Source organism: Mesorhizobium sp. WSM4816, from assembly GCF_055811535.1.
In genome coordinates this window covers 141,717-157,325 of the sequence record NZ_JBVVQR010000002.1, presented here as the reverse complement: position 1 = coordinate 157,325, position 15,609 = coordinate 141,717, and the positions used below count along the sequence as shown (strand labels likewise).

At 63.4% G+C, this 15,609-nt stretch carries 14 protein-coding genes and 1 pseudogene; 3 read left to right on the top strand and 12 right to left on the bottom strand.

The genetic code is table 11. The features are described from left to right. Nucleotides 1-42: 42 nt before the first annotated feature. The 10 genes from AC0L3H_RS02870 to AC0L3H_RS02825 form a co-directional block, all read right to left on the bottom strand. Nucleotides 43-984, bottom strand: a complete 942-nt coding sequence (locus AC0L3H_RS02870; protein WP_473584436.1) for a sugar phosphate isomerase/epimerase family protein — start codon at nt 982-984, stop codon at nt 43-45. After that, nucleotides 984-2,501 carry a glycerol-3-phosphate dehydrogenase gene (locus AC0L3H_RS02865; protein WP_473584435.1) on the bottom strand — a complete coding sequence of 506 codons (1,518 nt, stop codon included), beginning with the start codon at nt 2,499-2,501 and terminating at the stop codon, nt 984-986. The genes AC0L3H_RS02870 and AC0L3H_RS02865 overlap by 1 nt, the downstream gene beginning before the upstream one ends. 49 nt (nt 2,502-2,550) lie before the next feature. Beyond that, complete coding sequence (locus tag AC0L3H_RS02860) at nt 2,551-3,591, bottom strand: 2-hydroxyacid dehydrogenase (RefSeq protein WP_091599896.1); 1,041 nt, start codon at nt 3,589-3,591, stop codon at nt 2,551-2,553. A 10-nt stretch (nt 3,592-3,601) separates the two neighbouring features. Continuing rightward, on the bottom strand, nt 3,602-5,155 hold the full coding sequence (locus AC0L3H_RS02855; RefSeq protein WP_473584434.1) for an FGGY family carbohydrate kinase: 1,554 nt from the start codon (nt 5,153-5,155) through the stop codon (nt 3,602-3,604). Further along, on the bottom strand, nt 5,155-6,279 hold the full coding sequence (locus AC0L3H_RS02850) for an ABC transporter ATP-binding protein (RefSeq protein ID WP_473584433.1): 1,125 nt from the start codon (nt 6,277-6,279) through the stop codon (nt 5,155-5,157). Before AC0L3H_RS02850 ends, AC0L3H_RS02855 begins: the two co-directional genes overlap by 1 nt. Further along, a complete protein-coding gene (locus AC0L3H_RS02845; RefSeq protein ID WP_287304851.1) occupies nt 6,276-7,394 on the bottom strand; it encodes an ABC transporter ATP-binding protein in 1,119 nt (372 codons plus the stop codon). The genes AC0L3H_RS02850 and AC0L3H_RS02845 overlap by 4 nt, the downstream gene beginning before the upstream one ends. Before the next feature lie 6 nt (nt 7,395-7,400). After that, a complete protein-coding gene (locus tag AC0L3H_RS02840) occupies nt 7,401-8,258 on the bottom strand; it encodes a carbohydrate ABC transporter permease (RefSeq protein WP_473584432.1) in 858 nt (285 codons plus the stop codon). 9 nt (nt 8,259-8,267) lie between these two features. Further along, the gene (locus tag AC0L3H_RS02835) at nt 8,268-9,191 is read right to left on the bottom strand and encodes a carbohydrate ABC transporter permease (RefSeq protein ID WP_091599904.1); all 924 of its coding nucleotides are present in this window, start codon (nt 9,189-9,191) and stop codon (nt 8,268-8,270) included. A 198-nt stretch (nt 9,192-9,389) separates the two neighbouring features. After that, nucleotides 9,390-10,835 carry an ABC transporter substrate-binding protein gene (locus AC0L3H_RS02830; RefSeq protein ID WP_091599906.1) on the bottom strand — a complete coding sequence of 482 codons (1,446 nt, stop codon included), beginning with the start codon at nt 10,833-10,835 and terminating at the stop codon, nt 9,390-9,392. A gap of 44 nt (nt 10,836-10,879) precedes the next feature. After that, complete coding sequence (locus AC0L3H_RS02825; RefSeq protein WP_287341386.1) at nt 10,880-11,854, bottom strand: sugar-binding transcriptional regulator; 975 nt, start codon at nt 11,852-11,854, stop codon at nt 10,880-10,882. A 28-nt stretch (nt 11,855-11,882) separates the two neighbouring features. Here AC0L3H_RS02825 and AC0L3H_RS02820 point away from each other — a divergent pair. Next, nucleotides 11,883-12,116, top strand: a pseudogene (locus tag AC0L3H_RS02820) (hypothetical protein); the annotation flags it as partial. A gap of 61 nt (nt 12,117-12,177) precedes the next feature. Then, nucleotides 12,178-12,348 (top strand): hypothetical protein, encoded by a 171-nt coding sequence (locus tag AC0L3H_RS02815; RefSeq protein WP_473494051.1) that lies wholly within the window; start codon nt 12,178-12,180, stop codon nt 12,346-12,348. Between the two features lie 83 nt (nt 12,349-12,431). On the opposite strand, the gene AC0L3H_RS02810 is transcribed toward AC0L3H_RS02815, so the two are convergent. Both AC0L3H_RS02810 and AC0L3H_RS02805 read right to left on the bottom strand, forming a co-directional pair. Continuing rightward, complete coding sequence (locus AC0L3H_RS02810; protein ID WP_473584431.1) at nt 12,432-13,358, bottom strand: pseudouridine-5'-phosphate glycosidase; 927 nt, start codon at nt 13,356-13,358, stop codon at nt 12,432-12,434. Between the two features lie 47 nt (nt 13,359-13,405). Next, nucleotides 13,406-14,515: a carbohydrate kinase gene (locus AC0L3H_RS02805; RefSeq protein ID WP_473584430.1), complete on the bottom strand. Its 1,110-nt coding sequence runs from the start codon at nt 14,513-14,515 to the stop codon at nt 13,406-13,408. Between the two features lie 170 nt (nt 14,516-14,685). Here AC0L3H_RS02805 and murQ point away from each other — a divergent pair, with 170 nt between their 5' ends. Beyond that, complete coding sequence (murQ, locus tag AC0L3H_RS02800) at nt 14,686-15,609, top strand: N-acetylmuramic acid 6-phosphate etherase (protein ID WP_473584429.1); 924 nt, start codon at nt 14,686-14,688, stop codon at nt 15,607-15,609.

Genomic DNA, 15,609 nt, shown 5'->3' with positions numbered 1-15,609 from the left:
GTATTCTGGTTCTGAACAGGAGCCGCATCGGCTCCTGTTCATCTATCCTGCTCGCGGCGAGAGTGCCGCCCTGCCGGTCTCGATAAACGGCGCCCAATAATCGACCGACTCGCGGATCATCGCGACGACCTTGTGGTCGACCGGCTCGCGTTCGCGGAACGACAATTCGAGGCAGATCTCGTTGTCGACGCCGCCGCCGCGGCGAACCGTCTCCAACAATTTTTCCGGTGTGATGCGGCCGTCCTTGTTGTAGGCGGCGATGAACGGCCAATGGCCGCCCTTGTTCATCGACGACTGCTTGATGTGGATGATCGGCGATACCGTGGGAAAGGCTTCGGCCCAGGCATAGGGGTCGATGTCGTCCGGATTGCTCGAGGTGACGTCGCCATGGTCGATATCGACCATCATCTTCAGCGGGATGGCCATGCCGGCCGCTTCGATCTCGTTGTGCAGGGCCCGGCAACTCTCGATCGTATGGCCGAATTCGCGGCCGACCGACATCGGCTCCCAGAACAGATAGGTCAAACCGGCCGCCCTGGCGTGCTCGGCGACGTCGCGCCAGCATTCCAGCGCGATCTCGAAAAGCCGCGCGCGACGCTCGGGATCGTCAAAATCCCGGTGCGTGAAGATCGCGAACTGCGTGCCCATGCCGCTGGCGCCGAGCTCGGCCGAAATGTCGGCAAAGGTCTTGAACCAATCGACGTAGTAGCGGCGCACGTCGGCGTCGGGATGGCCGAAATGGTTGAGCCGCCCGTAAGGACCGGTCATCCCGGACGTCACGCGCACGCCGGTGCGGTCGAGCGCCGTGCGGAACAGGCGGACGAATTTCGAGATCGTCGCCGCCGGCCAGCCGGGATTGACGAATTCATGCGTGAGCTGCACGTCCCGGATGCCGATGTCGTAGGCGATCGCGTCGATCAGATCGTCCGGTTCGGCAAAACGGTTGACCAGCGGATTGGTGTTGAGGGAAAGCGTAAAACTCATCAGCCTGCCCTCACCAGTCGGCCAACGCACCAGTCCTCGAAGGCGGCTCTTTCCGCGGCGGACAGATGCAGGCCGTGCTTGGTGCGCCGTTCGAGAATATCGGCAGCGGTCAGCGCCCATTCATGCTCGAACAAATAACTGGCTTCGCGTTCGAAAAAATCCTTGCCGAAGCACCGGCCCAGTTCGGTGAGCGACCTGGACGCACCGACCAGAACGCGCGTCCTGGTGCCGTAGAGCCGGCCATACTGCTTGACCAGCGATGCCGGCATCCAGGGATATTCGCGGCCGAGGTCGCCGAGAAACTGCTCGAAGTCGGCGTCGGCGATATCGCCGCCCGGCAGATGTCCTTTCGACGTCCACGGCTTGCCCATTTTCGGAAAGAACGGCGCGATCCGGTCCAGCGCATGCTCGGCCAGCTTGCGGAAGGTGGTGATCTTGCCGCCGAAGACGGAGAGCAGCGGCGCCTGCCCGGATGATGCGTCGAGTTCGAAAATATAGTCGCGCGTCACCGCGCTCGGATTGTCGGCGTTGTCGTCATAGAGCGGCCTGACACCCGAGAACGAGTAGATGACATCGTCTCGGGCAAGTTCGCGCTTGAAGTAGCGGTTGACCACCTTGATCAGGTAGTCGATCTCGCTGGCATCCGCCGCTACGTCTTCCGGCCGCCCATCATAGGGAATATCGGTGGTGCCGATCAGGGCCAGATCGTTCTGGTAGGGATTGATGAAGATCACGCGCTTGTCGCTGTTCTGGACCAGATAGGCCTGCCGCCCTTCCCAGAATTTCGGCACGACGATGTGGCTGCCCTTGACCAGCCGGACATTCCGCTTGGAGTTCTGACCAGCCACGCGGTTGATGATGTCGTTGACCCAGGGACCGGCGGCGTTGATCAGCGCACGCGCCCGAACTGTGGTTCTGACGCCGGTTCGGCTGTCGCGCATCTCGACCGACCACAGGCCGTTTTCACGGCGGGCGGCGGTGCAGGCGGTCCGGGTGAAGATCCTGGCCCCCCGTTCCGCAGCATCGAGCGCATTGATGATGACGAGACGGGCGTCGTCGACCCAGCAATCGGAATATTCGAAACCGCGCTTGAACGCATCCTTGATCGGTGCGCCTTCGGGCGCGGTGCGCAGGTTGAGCGTGCGGGTGCCCGGCAGCCGCTTGCGGCCGCCAAGATGATCGTAGAGGAACAGACCGAGCCGGACCAGCCAGGCCGGCCGGTCGTCCGGGCTGTGCGGCAGCACGAAGCGCATCGGCCAGATGATATGCGGAGCCGATTCAAGCAGCACTTCGCGTTCGATCAGCGCCTCGCGCACCAGCCGGAATTCGTAGTATTCGAGATAGCGCAGGCCGCCATGGACGAGCTTTCCCGATCGCGAACTGGTGCCTTCGGCGAGATCGTCTTTTTCGCACAGGATGACGGAAAGCCCGCGGCCGACTGCGTCGCGCGCGATGCCGGCGCCATTGACGCCACCGCCGATGACGAACAGATCGACGATTTCAGTGGCGCCGCTCATCTCGCCGGATCCTCTATGCCTGGATTGCGTTTCATGGCTGCCGCGACCTTCAGCACGGGTTGACCGGCGGGAGCCCGACGATGAAGCGGCGCACCTCTTCGGCCGCTTGCTCGGCCGCATAGGTCACCGTGCGCACCGAAGCGCCGGCGATATGCGGCGTCAGCGTGACATTTGGAAGCTGCAGCAGCGGCCAGTCGGCAGGCACCGGCTCGACCGCGAACGTCTCCAGCATGGCGCTGCCGATATGGCCTGAGACCAGCGCATCGTAGAGCGCGTCGTAATCGACCAGCGGCCCGCGCGCGGTGTTGACGAAGATCACCCCCGGCTTCATCCGGGCGATGATGTCCTTGTTGATCAGGCCGCGGGTTTCCTCGGTCACCCGGGGATGAAGCGTGACCACATCGGAGCGGGACAGGAGATCGTCGAGCGCGACCAGTTCGACGCCGTCATTGCGGTCTTCGGCGCTCAGTTGCACATAGGGATCGGTGACCAGGATGCGGCAGCCGAAGGCGCGCAGCAAGCGGACAACCTTGGTGCCGATATTGCCGTAGCCGATGACGCCGACGGTCATTTCGTTGAGCTCACGGCCGGTACGGTCGGCCCGGTAGAGATCGCCGCGCCATTCCCCTTTGCGCAAGGCCTCGTGCCCGACCCGGATCAGCCGCGTCTCGGCAAGGATCGCGCCGATGGTGAACTCGGCCACAGCACTTGCATTGCGGCCGGGCACATTGACGACGGTGATGCCGTGGGCCCTGGCGGCAACCATGTCGATGTTGATCGGGCCGCCGCGCGAGACCGCAACTAGCTTCAGCGCAGGCAGACGCTGCATCATGGTCTCGGACAGCGGCGCAAGCTGGGTGACGAAGATCTCGGCGTCGCCAATGAAATCGACCACCTCGTCCGGATCGCCAAAATACTCCTTCACCTTGTCGAGGCCGAGCGCTGCATTGCCGAATTCCATCGGCTCGTCGGGCCAGGCCGCCTCAAGGGTGCGAACGTCGAGATTGGCGCCGCAGGCCTTCTCGATTTTCTCGCGAAAGACCTCGGGAAGCATGAAGCGGTCGCCAATGATTGCAATCTTCTTACGCATGCTCGACTTCTCAGTTTGCCCTGGACGCGGCCATCGACCGCCAGACCGGCCGCAGCGCCTCATGCGCCAATGTGTAGGACGGAACCGCCCGCTCATAGATCGCGGCAAGTTTTCGGTCGCTCGGTTCCGCCGCGCCCAGCAGCGGCGTGACCCATTCGCCGACGCATTCGTCCATCGAACTGTATTGGCCGACGCAGACCGCAGCGATCATCGCGGCGCCCGCGGCACCGGCTTCCTCGCGTTGGCTGGTGCGAATGTCGGCGCCGACGACAGCGCCGAGGATCTTGCGCAGAGCCGGGCTTCTGGCGGCGCCGCCGGTCAGCCGGATTTCGCTCGGCAGCGGCCCCATGGCGGCGTAGCAATCCCGCGACGCGAATGCCAGCCCCTCAAAAACAGCGCGAACCATATCGGCATAACCGTGCCGCGACGAGATGCCGACGAAACCGGCCCTGGCGTTGGCATCGACGAACGGCCCGCGCTCGCCGGCCTCCGACACATAGGGCTGATAGAGCAGCGAGGCCGGCTCCGATGACGATATCCATTCGTCGACCAACGCGATCATCTCGCCATTGCTGCGGGTGATGCCTTGCGAGGCGAGTATGCCGGAGGCGAGGCTAAGGATCCAATCGATGTTGAGCGTCGCTGCCATGTTCGACTGCATCTGCGCAAAGACGTCGGGCGCCGGCATCGTCATCGTGTAGCCGGTCCTGGCCTCGTTGAGCAGCACCTCGTCCGGCGTCTGAGCAAGCCGCATATGCATGCCGGTGGAGCCGATGATCGAGCAGCCAGGCTTGCGCTCGCGGTCGAGCAGGCCGGCGCCGAGCGCGGTGCAGGCCACGTCGACATAGGCCAGCACCACCGGCGTACCGGAAAGCAGCCCGGTCGCTTCGGCAGCCGCCGCCGACAGGCCGGCGCTATGCCTGGTGCCGTCGACGATCGGCGGCAGCAGATGCCTGAGATCGGCGACGCCGAGCACCTCAAGCACCTCGTCGCAATAGCCACGAGTGCGGAAGTCGCCAAAGGTGAAGGTGCCCTCGGACGGATCGGTGGCGCGTTCGCCGGTCAGGTTGAAATAGAGCCAGTCCTTGCAATGGAATGCTGTCGCCGCCTTGCCAAGCATTTCGGGCATGTTGCGCTTCATGAAGGCGAACTGCGGTCCCTGCTGGCAGGCGGCCAGACCGCTGCCGGTCTTTTCGAAGCGGAGCCGATCCTCCGGTCGCGCCCGGATCTCCTCGACGACTCCTGCGGCGCGCGCGTCGAGCCACAGCCAGCCCTTGGCGACCGGCTCACCCTCCTTGTCGATCAGCCAGGTGCCATCGCCCTGCCCGGTCACGGCGACCGCAATGGTGCGGCTGGCGAGGTCCGGCACCTTGTCGGCAAGCTGGCGCAATGTGGTCGCGGTATCGGCCCAGGTGCGCGCCAGATCCTGCTCGGCGCCGCCGCCCGACAAGGTCTCGTACCGGTTCGGCACCGCCGCGGCCGCGAGTTGCCGGCCCGCCGTGTCGAAGGCGACGGATTTGATGACAGACGTGCCGGCGTCGATGCCGATCAGCACATCCCGCATCAGGCAAGCTCCATGCCGTGCGAAATGGCCATGCCGCTGGACTGATCGAAGACGTGCAGGTTTTTCGGATCGATGCTGATGTTGATCGGCGCGCCAAGCTCCAGGCGGGTCCGGTCGTGTTCGACCAGGACCAGCGAGCCGCCGGCGAAATCCGCCGCGATATGGGTCTGGTCGCCGAGCCATTGGTTGGCCGAAACCGTCGCCGGCACGCCGTCCTTCGAGCGGCGAACCGCATAGGGCCTGACACCGATGACGACCCGCTGCCGTTTGAGCAATTCGTCGCGAACCGAGCCGCTGAACGCGTCCTTGTCATAGTCGAGTGAAAGCCCGTCGGGCAGCCGCAGATTGATCGTGTCGGCAGCCGTGCCGACATGGGCCTCGAAGACATTCATCGGCGGCTCGCCGACAAACGTGCCGGTGAACAGGTTGGCCGGCCGCTGCTTGAGCATATCGGGCGTATCGAACTGCTGCAGCACGCCGCCTTCCATCACCGCGATCCGGTCGGCCAATGCATTGGCCTCGGTCTGGTCGTGGGTGACCAGGATCGCGGTCAAGCCGCGCTCCTTGATGAAGTGCTTGATGCGGCCGCGCAGCACCGCGCGAAGCTGCGGCTCGAGCTGGCCCATCGGTTCGTCCAGCAGATGCAGGTCGGCCTCGCGGATCAGTGCCCGGCCGAGGCTGGCGCGCTGCTGCTGGCCGCCGGAGATGGAACTCGGATAGCGCTCAAGAATGTCCTCGATCTCGAGCAGCTTGGCGATGCTGGCAACTTTCTCGTCGACCTGACTTTTCGGCAGCCTGGCGGCTTTCAGGGCGAACGCCATGTTCTCGCGCACGGTCAGCGGCGGATACAGCGAATAGCCCTCGAACGCCATCGCCACATTGCGCTTGACCGGCGGCAGCGTATGCACCTTGCGGCCGGCAACCGAAATGTTGCCGCGCGAGACCTCTTCGAAGCCGGCGATCATGCGCAATGTCGAGGTCTTGCCGCAGCCGGACGAGCCGAGCAGTGCGACGATCTCGCCCTTGTCGATTTCTATCGTCAGATTCTGAACGGCGTGCACACCTCGGTCGATCGGGCCGTAGAATTTGTCGACGCCGGAAATGGTGAGTGCGCTCTGGCTCATGCCGCTTCTCCGCTGCGCAAATTGACGACGTTTTTCGAGCCGATACGGTCGCCACTGGCACGATCGAACAACAGGGCGCTTTTGCCGTCGACGGCGATATGGGCCCTGCCCTCGGTTTGACCCGCTGTTCCGGCCGGCCGGGAGACCAGGATTTCGCGGCCGCGCACGGTGCGCACCAGCGTGACGATCTTTTCGTTGAGCGGCGTCTCCGCCTCGACGGTCACCGGAATGGCCGCGGGTGATCCTTCGTCGACGAAGCGCAGCGCTTCGGGCCGCAAGCCGATCACGCAATCGCGGCCGACCGTGGCGTCATAGGCGCCGGTCAGATGGACCTGGACATTCGACAGACCGACATAGATGCCCTTGGCATCGCGCGACGGCTTGACGTCGAGCAGGTTGATTGTCGGATCGCCGAACAGCCGCGCGATCTCGATGTTGGCCGGCTCGCGATAGATCTGCTCGGGCGTGCCGAGCTGCTTGATGACGCCTTGCGACATCACCGCGATGCGATCGCCGAGCGCCATGGCCTCCTTGTAGTCCTGGGTGACGTAGACGACGGTCGCACCGCGATCTGCCAGCAGCCTCGGCAGTTCGAGCCGCATCTCGAAGCGCAGTTTGGCATCGACGTTGCGCAGCGGGTCGTCGAGCAGCAGCACCGGCGGCGAGCCGACCAGAGCGCGGGCGAGCGCGGTGCGCTGCTTCTGGCCGTTGGACAGCGCCCTTGGCTTGTGGCTGAGCACGTGGCCGATCTTCAGCAGCTTGGCGACGCTCTCGACACCCGCCTTCATCGCGCTTTGCGACGATCGCTTGGCCTGAAGCGGCGTGGCGATGTTGTCGAAGGCGGTCATGTGCGGAAACAGCGCGAAATTCTGGAATGCCATGCCGACGCCGCGGAACTCGGCGTCAAGATCGGTCATGTCCTCGCCGCCGATGAAGATTTTTCCCTCATCAGGGTCGATGACGCCGGCGACGAGCCGCAGCAGCACCGTCTTGCCGGCGCCGGACGGTCCGAACAGGACCAGGGTTTCGCCGTCGGCGACGCTCAACGACAGATTGTCGAGCACAGTCTGGCTCTTGTAGCGCTTGACGACATTTCGCAATTCGAGGCTGGCCATCGGGAGCTATCCTTTCACCGCACCGAGCGACAGGCCTTCGACGAGATAGCGCTGCGCGTAAAGGGCGAGCGCCAGCGTCGGGGTGATCGACAGCACGATCGCTGCCGAGATCTGGCCGTACTGGATGCCGGAGGAGGTGATGAAGGCGAGCGCGCCGACCGTCACTGGCTGCTTGTCGGCCGAAGCGAGCACGAGCGCGAAGATGAAATTGTTCCAGGCGAAGATGAAGGCTAGCAGGCCGGCAGCCGCGATGCCGGGGCCGGCGAGCGGCAGCGCGATCTTGCGGAAGGTGGCGAACCAGGAATGGCCGGCAATGCGATAGGCGTATTCGATATCGGCCGGGATGTCCTCGAAATAGCCGCGCACGATCCACAGGATCAGCGGCAGGCAGATCAGCTGATAGACCCAGATCAGCCCGATATAGGTGTTGGCCAGTCCAAGCTTCTGGAAATAGAGGGTGAGCGGCAGCAGCACCAGCAGCGCCGGCGCGAACCGGAACGACAGCAGCGTGAAGGCGATGTCCTCCGAGCCGCGGAATTTATGCCGGGCAAAGGCGTAAGCGGCGGGGACGCCGAGCAGCAGCGCGACGGCGACCGAGGTGACCGACAGGAACACCGAATTCCACAGGTTGCGCATGAAGGCGATGTCGAGCGTGCCGGCCGCCGTGGTCAGCTTGCCGGTGATCAGCGCGGTGTAGTTGGCCAGCGTCGGCTTGAAGACAAGCTGCGGCGGAATCCGCAGGATGGTCTCGTTGGTCTGGAAGGACATCATGAGGATCCAGACGATCGGGAACATGAAGAAGAGCACGACCAACGTGAGGGCTATGCCACGCAGGATGCGTTCGAGAAGCGAGGTGTGTTCCATCCCGGCCTCCTATGCCAGGCCGCGGGCGCGTTCGCGCAGCCGCAGCCAGTTCTTGATGAAGATGTTGGAGAGGAAATAGGTGATCGCCCACAGGATGATCATCAGCGCCGCCGAGCGGCCGACATTGGTCGACTGGAAGAAATTGAGATAGGCCTCGACCTGGAAGACGGTCAGCGTGTCGCCCGGACCGCCCTGGGTCATGGCATAGATGATGTCGAACTGCTGGATGGAATCCAGCAGGCGAAACAGCGTCGCCGTCAGGATGTAGGGCGTCAGCATCGGCAAGGTGATGCGGAAGAACACAAAACTCCGCGGCACGCCGTCAAGTGCCGCCGCCTCGAAGGGCTGCGTCGGCAGGCTGCGCAGGCCGGCAAGCAGCAGGATCATGATGAAGGGCGTGTAGACCCAGATATCGACAAGCACCACCGTGAAAAGCGCGGTCGACGGCGACGAAGCCCAGCGGAAATCCTGCAATCCGATCAGGCTGGCGAGGTAGCTCAGCACGCCAAAGCCGGGATTGGTCATCAGCTTCCACATCAGCGCGGCAAGCGCCGGCGCCGTCATCAGCGGCATCAACAGCATGATCGAGATGAAGTTGTTCAGCGTCGAGCGCTTCTGCAGCAGCATGGCGATGCCGAGACCGAGAAGCAGTTCAAGCAGCACGGTGATGCCGGCATAGAGCAGCGATATCTCCAGCGTGTTCCAGAACCTCGGGTCGGTGAAAAACGAGATGTAGTTGTCGCCCCAGTTGAACTGCCGCGCCCAGGGCTGGCTCAGCCGGTAGCGCTGGAACGAGTAGACGACCGATGTGAAGAACGGGATCAGGATGCCGATGCAGACGAGCAAGGCCGGCAGGCTGAGCACATAGGGCAGCACTTTCTTGCTGATCCTGAAGCCGGAAGGCCTGTTTCTTTGCATTGTCGCCGTAGTCATCGTGGCTCACCCGTCATCTCTGTTGCTTCGCCCTGCCGGCCGCCCAGGGAGCTAGGCGGCCGGTTGGGCGAGTGGCGGCACCGCCAGTGTTTGAGCATCGGAATTTCCCAAAACCGGTTTGGGTCCGATGCTCCAGGCGCCGCTTCGCAGTGGAATGGCCGGCTGGCCCGCAGCAGCGGGCCGGCCGGCCGCCAGGACTCAGCCGAGCCCGGCTTCCTTGAGCTGGCCGTCGACGCTGGTGGCCAGCATGTCGAGGCCTTCGTCGACCGGCACTTCCTTGGCCACCATCTTCTGCAGCGTCGCCGCCCATTCGGTGGTCAGATCGAAGAACAGCGGCTGCGGGGTGAACTTGATGCTGGCGCCCGGCGCCGAGACGTCGAACATCTCGACATAGCCCGGATAGCTCTTGTTCAGCTTCTCGCGGAACATCTGGTCGTTCCAGACCGACTGACGCACCGGATTGACGAAGTCCATCTCAGTCGCGCCGAACAGTGCATGCTCGGGCCCGGATGCCCATTGCATGAAGTACCAGGTGGCGTCCTTGTCCTTCGAGAAATTGGACATCGACAGCGACCAGATCCAGATGTTGGGCGTCGGAGCCTTGGCGGCGGGATTGGCCTTGAAGGCGGAGAAGGCGAGCTTGCCGGCCATCTTGTTGTCGCCGCCATTCATGAAGTAGCCGAGGATGTCGGCGTCGAAGATCATCGCCGAGGCGCCGGCGCCAAGATCGGTGCCGACCTGATACCAGGTGTAGGTCGACCAGTCCTTGGGGCCGCTCTCCTGAATCATCTGGACCCACTGCTTGTGGAAGGCCTTGGATTCGGCGGTGTTCATGGCGGCCGACAATTTGCCGTCGGCCGAGACATTCAGGTCCTTCTGGTCAAAGTTGGCATAGGCCGACAGGAAGCCGGGATGGATCGTCGCCCAGGAGCGCGAACCGCGCACGCCGATGCCGTAGACGCCGCCGCCAACATCCTTGGTGAGCTTGGCCGCCGTAGCGACCATCTCGTCCATATTGCCGGGGACACTGACCCCGACCTTGTCGAACATGCCCTTGTTGTAGGTGATGTTGTTCTGTTCGAAGCCCCACGGAATGCACCACTGCTTGGCGTCGTCGGAACCGAGCACGCCGCCAGGCTGACCGTTCCAGGCGCAGGACTTCCTGACGCCGGGCAGGAAGTCGTCCCAGGCATAGTTCACATTGGTCTTGGTCGGATCCTTGATCCATTCGTTGAGGTCGGTGATCCAGCCGGCCGGGCCGTAGGTCCAGGTCATGTAGGCGCCGGTCATGAAGGCATCGTATTCAGGCGAGCTGGCCGACAGCGCAGCGGTGACCTTGTCGAAATAGACATCTTCCGGGAAGACGTCGTAGACGACTTCCATGCCGGTCAACTTCTTGAAGTTTTCAAGGTTGGCGATCATCGCATCCGCGTAAGGATGCTTGTTGAGCAAGAGCTTGATGGTCTTGCCCTTGTGCGCCTGCCAGTCGAAGTCAGCCGCCAGCGCTCGGGTCTGCCCCAGATTGAGCAGCGTTCCGGCCGTGCCGGCGGCAAGGCCCATCGCGCCAAGGCCCTTGATCAGCCCACGACGATCGACTTGTCCGCGCAGGAACGCGTCGATCAGGTCTTTTTCTTTCTCATGCATTTGTCTTCTCCTCCACAGGGTAGTTTCAATCGAATGGCTGCCGGCTACCCGACCGGCGTCTGCTCCACGAGTTTTCGCGCCGTCCGCTCATCGGTGACCAGGCCCTTGAGATAGCGGCCCTCCAACACCGATTTGATGGCACGAACCTTCACCTTGCCGCCGGCAACGGCGACAATCCTGCGATTGCTGATGTCTTCGCGCGCCAGTGCCAGCGCCCGGTTGGAAAGCGTCGTCTCGACCGCCTTTCCAGCGTCATCGAAGAAATGGCCGAGCAGCTCGCCGACTCCGCCGTTGCGGCGGATCTCCTCCATTTCGCCCTTCTCGATCATGCCGGTGGCGACCAGCGACGCCTCGCGCTCGGCAGTGCCGATGCCGGCGATGAGCAGGTCGGCGGACTTGCCGAGATCAAAAACCTCGCTGATGCCCTTCTGCCCGAGCAGCACGGTTCGATCCTCGACCGTGTTGGCGAACATCGGCACCGGCATCACATAGGCTTCGGCGCCGGTCCGTTCGGCCAGGCGGTGAATGACGTCGTGCGGATTGGCCGAGAACTTGCGCGTCAGGCCGCCGAGCAATGAGACGAATCGGGTCTTTTCGGCCGATATGCGCGGCAGATATTCGACGCAGGCGGCGAGCGTGCGGCCATGGCCGACGCCGATCAGCGTATCCTCGCCGCGTTCGATCTCACGCTTGAGGAACTGCGCGCCGGCGATGCCGAGCGCCTTGAGCGGCAAGTCCTCGCCATCGAAGTCGGGAACGACCTCGCAATAATCGAGGCCGTAGCGGCTGGACAAATCGTCTTCAAGCGCGACGCATTCCGACACTTCGCCGTCGATATAGACTTTGACCAGCCCTTCCTGATTGGCCTTGGTGATAAGGCGATGCGCCTTGAGGCTGGTCAGGCCAAGCCGCTTGGCAACCTCCGACTGGGTCAGCCCGCCAGCATAATGGAGCCAGGCGGCGCGCGTCGCCATACTGGTTTCATCGTCGCGCAGGAGGCCGTTTCCAAAACCAACCATTTCCGCCCTAAGATATTTTTATCAGTTGATGCAAAATTTTTCACAAGGTGCCGCAAGAGTCAAGCGCCGCAGCGTTCAAATCACCTTGAGAGGGCAAAAAAGGCCTGCTGAAGCAGCCATCGTGCAGGGCGGGGCCAGTCTGAATTGCGCCGACCGTATCGAGCGGCCAACCAAGTCGCATCTGGTGCTGGTGACCGATCTCTACGAGGGCGGCAATGGCCAGGAATTGCTGCGGCGGCTGGCGGCGCTGGTTCGATCCGGCATCAATGTCGTCGTGCTTCTGGCACTGACCGACCAAGGCCGGCCCGGCCATGATCCGGCAAATGGCAGTTTCGGTTGCCGCACTTGGCATTCCGGTCTTCGCCTGCACGCCGGATTTGTTTCCGGACATGATGGCGGCGGCATTGCGCCGGGAAGATATCGGCGCTTGGGCCGCGGGCGCCGACATCAAGCTGGTTCGCGCCGAGACCGAGGCTCCCAGGGCGGACGAATGAGCCCCATGTTCCAGAGGGTTGCCGAACTCCTGTCGCGGCTGGAAAGCGGCTGGACAGGTCAGCGATTGTGGCCGGCAGTTCCGCTATTTCATGTCCTTCAATCCCGCATGCGCCACGGCGATGCGAGCGGCAAGCGCGGCGTTGTTGCGGACCAGCGCGATGTTGGCCTTCAGGCTGCGGCCTTGCGAAAGCTCGTTGATGCGGGCGAGCAGGAACGGCGTCAGCTCCTTGCGTCCGATGCCGCGTTCTTCGGCTTCCGCCACCGCTGCCCTGATCGTGCCGTCGATGAAGGCCGGATCGAGCGCATCCACTTGCGGAATTGGGTTGGCGACGAGGATGCCTGTGCCCGAGCCGATCTGCTCGTGCAGCAGCATGGCCCGCGCAATGTCCTGCGGCGTATCGAGGCGGTGATCGGCTTTAAGTCCGCTGGAGCGCGTATAAAAAGCCGGAAAGTCGTCGCTCTGGTAGGCAATCACCGGCACGCGCTGGGTCTCCAGATATTCCAGCGTTTTTGCAATATCGAGGATCGATTTCACGCCGGCGCAGACGACGGTCGTGCCGGTCTGGCCGAGTTCGGTCAGGTCGGCCGAAATATCGAACGTGGCCTCGGCGCCACGATGCACGCCGCCGACGCCGCCGGTCGCGAAAATACCGATGCCAGCCAATGCAGCGATCCGCATCGTCGCCGAGACCGTCGTCCCGGCCGAGCCGCCGCTCACCATGATGGCGGCGAGGTCGCGCCCGGACGCCTTGACCACGTCCTTTGCCGCTGCCAGCTGCTCCAGCTCGCGGTCATCGAGCCCGACCTTGATCTTGCCGGCAACCACCGCGATGGTGGCGGGCACGGCGCCATTCTTACGCACCACGATCTCGACGCTGCGGGCAGTCTCCAGATTGGCCGGATAGGGCATGCCGTGGGTGATGATCGTCGATTCCAGCGCCACCACCGCGCGGCCTTCACGAAGTGCTGCAGCGACTTCGTCGTTCAGATGGAGAAGGGAAGGTTTCATCGTCGTTTCGCTTTCAGGGTTCGACTCGCGTTCAGGGTCGTCTGGCTTCAGGCGGGAATGCGGTACATGCCGGCGGTGAGGAAGCGCGGCGACAGATCGGGGTGGACGCTGGATTCGCTCTCGGTGGTCAGCGTGGCGAGCAGCGCCCCGGTGCGCGCCGCGTCGAGCACGGGATCGCCCGAAAGCACCTTGTACATGGTGCCGGCAATCATTGCGTCGCCGGCTCCGGTGATGTCGACGGCGCGGGCCGGGACGGAACGCATCGTTGCCACGCCGCCTTCGGTCGCGACCGCAAATCCGTGCGCGCCCATGGTCACGATCACCTCGCTGGCGCCGGCCGCGCGCAGCGCCGCCGCGGCCTCTTTCGGCTTCAGCCGCTTGTCGGCATCGGTGATGCCAAGCATCGTATTGGCCTCGTCATGGTTGGTGAACAAAAGGTCGATGCCGGACAGGTCCTTGGGCAGGCGTGCCGATTTCGGCGACGACACTGTGTCGACGGCGAGCTTGAAGCGCGCGCCCTGCTTGCGTGACATCAGCGCTGCGATCGTCGCGGCCGGCAGGTTGCAGTCGATGAACACCCAATTCGCCGAAGCCAGATGCGGCCAGAAACGGTCGAGACAGGATGGCAAAAACAGATCGAAGATCTCCATGTCGGCGATGCCGAGCACGAGATCGTTGTTGAGGTCGAGGATCGCTGCATATTCCGCCGTCGGCCGCTCCGTTGACGTGATGACCTGGCTGACGTCGGCGCCGAGGTCGCGCAGATGCCGCACCAGCGAGCGGCCGGTCTCGTCGTCGCCGACAATCGAGACGAAGCTTATGTCGACGCCGAGGCGGACAAGGTTCTCGGCGACGTTGCGGGCGACGCCGCCGAAGCTGCGATAGCCGTCGACCGGGTTCGACGTCCCCAAGATCAGATCCTTCCTGGCGTGGTACTTGCGGTCGAGGACGGCGCCGCCGATGCAGATCATACGCTTGGACGCCGGCAGCACATAGCCACGGCCAAGAATGTAGCCCTTGTTGACGAGCTGCACGATGTGGGCCGCGACGGTCGAGCGGGCAATGCCGAGCGCGGTCGCTATATCCTGCTGGCCGGCGAACGGGTTCGCCGCGATCAGATCCAGCACTGCCTGTTCCTGTGCTCCAAGGTCGTCCATCGCCTCACCCCGGTCCGCGCAATTCATGCTGAACTTTGACCAACAACAGATGATGTTGTCAACATTTGTTTCGCTGGCGAGCCTGTCGATGCCAGTCGCTGGTACTGGTCAACGCCCGGCGCCGCATCACATTACTTGTTACCGATGGCAAGAAGTTTGAAAGCAGGCGGATGAACGAACAGGAGTTGATGGCGGAGCTGGAACGGTTGGTTTCCGAGGATCGGAACCCGAGGACGATGGATATCGACCTGCTGCCGACCATCGAGATCCTGCGCCTGATCAATGACGAGGACAGCGGCGTTCCGGCCGCCGTCGAGAAGGTCATTCCGGAAATTGCTGCCGCGGTAGACCGGATCGTTAATGCGTTTCAAAAAGGCGCGCGGCTTGTCTATATGGGCGCCGGCACGAGCGGCCGGCTGGGGGTCCTCGACGCCTCGGAGTGTCCGCCAACATTCGGCGTGCCCGAGGACATGGTGCTCGGCCTGATCGCGGGCGGCCCGAATGCGCTGGTGCGGGCTGTGGAAGGCGCCGAGGACGATCCGCAACAAGGCATCAAGGCACTGCAGGACATCAAGTTGACCGCCGACGATGTGGTGGTCGGCATCGCGGTCAGCGGCCGCACACCCTACGTCATCGGCGGCTTGACCTATGCAAGGCAGGTGGGAGCAACGACCGTGGCGCTTTCCTGCAATCCCAGTTCAGTCATTGCCGGCATTGCCGATATCGCCATCTCTCCGCTTGTCGGCCCCGAGGTTCTCGCCGGCTCGACCCGGCTGAAGTCGGGAACCGCGCAAAAGCTGGTTCTCAACATGCTGACGACAGCCAGCATGATCCGGATCGGCAAGAGCTATCAGAACCTGATGGTCGACCTTAATCCCAGCAACAAGAAGCTTGTCGCCAGGGCGGTCGGGATCGTCATGCAGACCACGGGCTGCACAGCGCAGCAGGCTCGACGGGCGCTCGACCAGACCGGCAAAGACGTCAAGCTGGCGATACTGGTGACAATCACCGGGATGGGCATCGAAGAGGCACGCAAGGCGCTCGACAATGCGGGCGGGTTTTTGCGAAAGGCGATCGGCGAAAAGACGCTGTGA

Coding starts and splice junctions, on each gene's coding strand:
- AC0L3H_RS02835 (WP_091599904.1), bottom strand. CDS start 9,191: ATGACTACGGCGACAATGCAAAGAAACAGGCCTTCCGGCTTCAGGATC.
- AC0L3H_RS02810 (WP_473584431.1), bottom strand. CDS start 13,358: ATGAAACCTTCCCTTCTCCATCTGAACGACGAAGTCGCTGCAGCACTT.
- AC0L3H_RS02855 (WP_473584434.1), bottom strand. CDS start 5,155: ATGCGGGATGTGCTGATCGGCATCGACGCCGGCACGTCTGTCATCAAA.
- AC0L3H_RS02845 (WP_287304851.1), bottom strand. CDS start 7,394: ATGGCCAGCCTCGAATTGCGAAATGTCGTCAAGCGCTACAAGAGCCAG.
- AC0L3H_RS02865 (WP_473584435.1), bottom strand. CDS start 2,501: ATGAGCGGCGCCACTGAAATCGTCGATCTGTTCGTCATCGGCGGTGGC.
- murQ (WP_473584429.1), top strand. CDS start 14,686: ATGAACGAACAGGAGTTGATGGCGGAGCTGGAACGGTTGGTTTCCGAG.
- AC0L3H_RS02840 (WP_473584432.1), bottom strand. CDS start 8,258: ATGGAACACACCTCGCTTCTCGAACGCATCCTGCGTGGCATAGCCCTC.
- AC0L3H_RS02830 (WP_091599906.1), bottom strand. CDS start 10,835: ATGCATGAGAAAGAAAAAGACCTGATCGACGCGTTCCTGCGCGGACAA.
- AC0L3H_RS02860 (WP_091599896.1), bottom strand. CDS start 3,591: ATGCGTAAGAAGATTGCAATCATTGGCGACCGCTTCATGCTTCCCGAG.
- AC0L3H_RS02870 (WP_473584436.1), bottom strand. CDS start 984: ATGAGTTTTACGCTTTCCCTCAACACCAATCCGCTGGTCAACCGTTTT.
- AC0L3H_RS02825 (WP_287341386.1), bottom strand. CDS start 11,854: ATGGTTGGTTTTGGAAACGGCCTCCTGCGCGACGATGAAACCAGTATG.
- AC0L3H_RS02805 (WP_473584430.1), bottom strand. CDS start 14,515: ATGGACGACCTTGGAGCACAGGAACAGGCAGTGCTGGATCTGATCGCG.
- AC0L3H_RS02815 (WP_473494051.1), top strand. CDS start 12,178: ATGGCAGTTTCGGTTGCCGCACTTGGCATTCCGGTCTTCGCCTGCACG.
- AC0L3H_RS02850 (WP_473584433.1), bottom strand. CDS start 6,279: ATGAGCCAGAGCGCACTCACCATTTCCGGCGTCGACAAATTCTACGGC.